Source organism: Acinetobacter sp. UBA1496 (assembly GCF_002324975.1).
Classification (GTDB): domain Bacteria; phylum Pseudomonadota; class Gammaproteobacteria; order Pseudomonadales; family Moraxellaceae; genus Acinetobacter; species Acinetobacter variabilis.
Genome location: NZ_DCRI01000115.1, coordinates 1 through 3,314, shown reverse-complemented (window position 1 = coordinate 3,314; position 3,314 = coordinate 1). Strand labels below are relative to the sequence as shown.

The window sequence follows — 3,314 nt, the reverse complement described above, 5'->3', positions numbered from 1 at the left end:
CCTAATGTGGCCCTGATGATTCGCTTTAACTTACCATGATCACATTCAATGACATTATTTTTATACTTAATCTGCCTGTGCTCAATATCTACTGGACATTTTCCTTCTCGCTTTAACCGTGATAAAGCATGGCCATAGGTCGCTGCTTTATCTGTATTGATGACCCTTGGAATTTGCCATTTTTTCACCGTATTGAAGATCTTTCCTAGAAAACGGCTTTGTTGCATAAACATTCAAAAGCTGAGTTCTCCCCAATCCATTCAAATTTAAGACACAACTTGGGTGCGAGGTCTACCTAATTCCGTAAATCTATTCAGAACTGCCACACGCGCATGAATTTCATTGACCTGACTTTGAAAATGTCTTGCCGTCAGCCTATCACCTAATAATTTGATGCAATGCATCTTGGTTTCCACCAAACTACGACGGTGATAACCCGACCATTTTTTCCATAGGGTTCTACCTAAATGTTTAACCGTTTGAAGTAACTCATTTCGTTCTATTGAACTTATTTTAGAATCTTTCCAGGGCTTGGCATTCTTTCTGGGTGGAATTACTGCATGTGCTTGACGATCTGAAATCACTTTTCTGCAGCACTTCGTGTCGTACGCGCCATCGGTATAGACAGAATCTATTCGCTCATCTAGTGGAATTTGATCCAGTAAATCACCTAGTACTTGTGAATCACTGACATTATTTGTAGTAAGCTGAACGGCACGTATTTGCAGTGTTTCAGCATCTATACCAATATGCAGTTTACGCCATTGCCGACGGTATTCAGGCTGATGTTTTTTACGCTTCCATTCGCCTTCACCTAAAAACTTTAAACCCGTAGAGTCGACAAGTAGGTGTAACCCATCATGACTTTTCTGATAGCTTATCGCAATATCAATATGCTTTTGTCGTCTACAAAGGGTGGAGTAATCTGGTGCTGTCCAATTCAAGCCACAGAGTTTAATCAGGCTTTGAACAAAGCCAGTAACCATACGTAAAGAAAGACGGAATAGAGATTTGATCATTAAACAGCATTGAATCGCTGTATCGGAATAAGTTTGATTTCGTCCTTGCTTGCCTTGTGGTTGTGCATACCATTGCGTCTTAGGATCAAACCAGATTGAAATATTTCCTCGCTTGATTAAAGCTTGGTTATACGAGGACCAATTGGTTGTACGATAGATTTTAGGTGTAGGCTTCTTCATCTGGAAATTATATTACTGAAGAAGCCTTCAAGAATAGCTTTGTGCAACAAAGCCACTTAAAGAGGGAAAGAATTAAAAAGAATGTATAAAACTCGAGAAATTTCCTGTACAAACGTGTTTGATTATATCGAGGTATTTTACAATCGAATCAGGCGTTAATGCCTCTCGACAGGATAAGTCCAGAAGTCTTTGAGGCAGCTTCAAAATGAGGCTGTCTCATGTCTAGGATACTGGAATCCGAAATTTACTAATATTAAAAGCCTAGCTAACGAGTTTTATAATAACCCGATATCGAGGATAAGAAATGGATTTGAAAAACAGGATAATTCTTTCTATCAAAAAAGAACCGGATTATAAATACATGATCGTATTTTATCCCCTCATTTAACATAATGGCCGTTATACGAAATTTTCAAAAAAATACAGTAAAAATGGGAGCTTAAAGCTCCCATTTTTGACTTCGCATAAGATGTATTATGTTAATTTTATAAAGTCTTAAAAATTACAATCTCTTTGGATATTCTTTCAATGATTTTGATATACGCTGAATTATCAGGAGACTTTCCCTTGGGAGATTTTAGGCAGCCAACTTATAAAAGTCTTCGGCCATTTGATTTGGTGTCTTAAAACCCAAACCCTTTTGAATTCTTCGATGATTATAAAATAACTCAATGTATTTTATAATATCTGCTTTGGCTTCTTCTCTGGTTTGATAGTTGTAATGATGCACTAACTCATTTTTCAGTATTCCCCAAAAGCTTTCAATCGGTGCATTATCGTAACAGTCTCCGCGCTTGCTCATTGAACCTTGAAAACCATATTGCTCAAGTATATTTCGATATTCATGGCTGCAATATTGACTTCCTCTGTCTGAATGCACAATCAGTTCTTTGGTTGGTTTTTGATTGTGAATAGCCATATTTAGCGCATTACAAACAAGCTGTGTTGTCATGCGCTCATTTAAGCTATAGCCAACCACTTGCTTCGTGTAAAGGTCTTTTACCGCTGCTAAGTACAGCCATCCTTCAACAGTCCATATGTACGTAATATCACTTGACCATGCTTGATTTGGTCTAGTCATTGAGAATTGTTGCTCCAGCAGGTTTTCATAGATCGCTCGATTATGGTCACTATTCGTAGTCCTTTTAAAACGCTTGTGTCGCTTACAATACAGGTGGTTCAGCGCTTTTATCTGACGTACAGCGTACATACTCATTTTTATGCCCTGAGCTTGTAAGTATTTGGTTAATCGAATATAACCATAGCTCTGCCTTGTCTCCTCATGGGCTATTTTCACCAATATCGTCTGTTGATTTCGTTGAATCGTTCTTTTGCTCACGCCTCTCTTGAGCCAATCATAAAAACATGAAACTGAAACATGAAGTAATCGAGCCATTAAGGTAATTGGAAATGAATATCTTTTTTGTTTCATATAGGCGTACCTTACTGACTTTCTTTGGCAAAGTACGCTGCTGCCTTTTTTAAAAATTCACGTTCCATTTCAGCTATTTTGAGCTGTTGTTTGAGTTTTTTATTTTCTTCGAGTAGAGCGTTTAGATCAGGTGAATACTGTTTTGTACCTGCTAAAGTTCCAGCCTTTGCTTTGGTATTCCAATTTGAAAGAGTTTGCATTGAAATGCTAAGTTGTCTAGCTGTTTCCGAGACATTGCCTTGATTGGCTTCAATTAATTTGATGGCTTCAGCTTTAAATTCTGTGGTGTAAGTCTTGTATTTCTTGCTCATGGTAAACTCCTGATGAGTGTGTTTAGTTTACCAAGTTAAAACCTCCTGTTTTTTCAGCACACATCATTTTATATATATACAGCTATGTAGTTAGAAATCCTTTCCATAGTGAAACTAGAATTGATTTAAAAAAGATTAGTTGGGAAGAACTATCTATCTTAATTAATAAAGTTTTTTTTCATGGGGGGGAGATTAATATTACTAAAGCCAGTACACAGTATAATGAAGCATATTCAACCCTTACTTATAATGATTTAGATAGTTACAGCCTAGTGTGTGATGAAAGATATGGGTATCTACTTGGATGTAGTATTTTTGAGAATGATGAATATCCAGAAGGGAGCTACCTTCGTTTGTAAGCGTCCGCTGAAT

General features: G+C 37.1%; 2 protein-coding genes and 2 pseudogenes. 1 reads left to right on the top strand and 3 read right to left on the bottom strand.

The window, feature by feature from the left end:
• Together B3143_RS14790 and B3143_RS14785 are read right to left on the bottom strand one after the other, a co-directional pair.
• Nucleotides 1-212: pseudogene (locus tag B3143_RS14790) on the bottom strand (DDE-type integrase/transposase/recombinase); the annotation flags it as partial.
• A 54-nt stretch (nt 213-266) separates the two neighbouring features.
• Complete coding sequence (locus B3143_RS14785) at nt 267-1,199, bottom strand: IS5-like element ISAha3 family transposase (protein ID WP_004812228.1); 933 nt, start codon at nt 1,197-1,199, stop codon at nt 267-269.
• A gap of 50 nt (nt 1,200-1,249) precedes the next feature.
• On the opposite strand from B3143_RS14785, the pseudogene B3143_RS14780 reads away from it, so the two are divergent.
• Nucleotides 1,250-1,408, top strand: a pseudogene (locus tag B3143_RS14780) (IS3 family transposase); the annotation flags it as partial.
• A gap of 368 nt (nt 1,409-1,776) precedes the next feature.
• On the opposite strand, the gene B3143_RS14775 reads toward B3143_RS14780, so the two are convergent.
• A protein-coding gene (locus B3143_RS14775; protein ID WP_087748731.1) for an IS3-like element ISAba22 family transposase occupies nt 1,777-2,942 on the bottom strand; the annotation gives its coding sequence in 2 pieces (ribosomal slippage) (nt 1,777-2,684 and nt 2,684-2,942; 1,167 coding nt in all).
• Nucleotides 2,943-3,314 lie beyond the last annotated feature (372 nt).

Excerpts from the sequence above, each read along its gene's own strand:
- B3143_RS14785 (WP_004812228.1), bottom strand. The coding sequence starts at position 1,199 with ATGAAGAAGCCTACACCTAAAATCTATCGTACAACCAATTGGTCCTCG.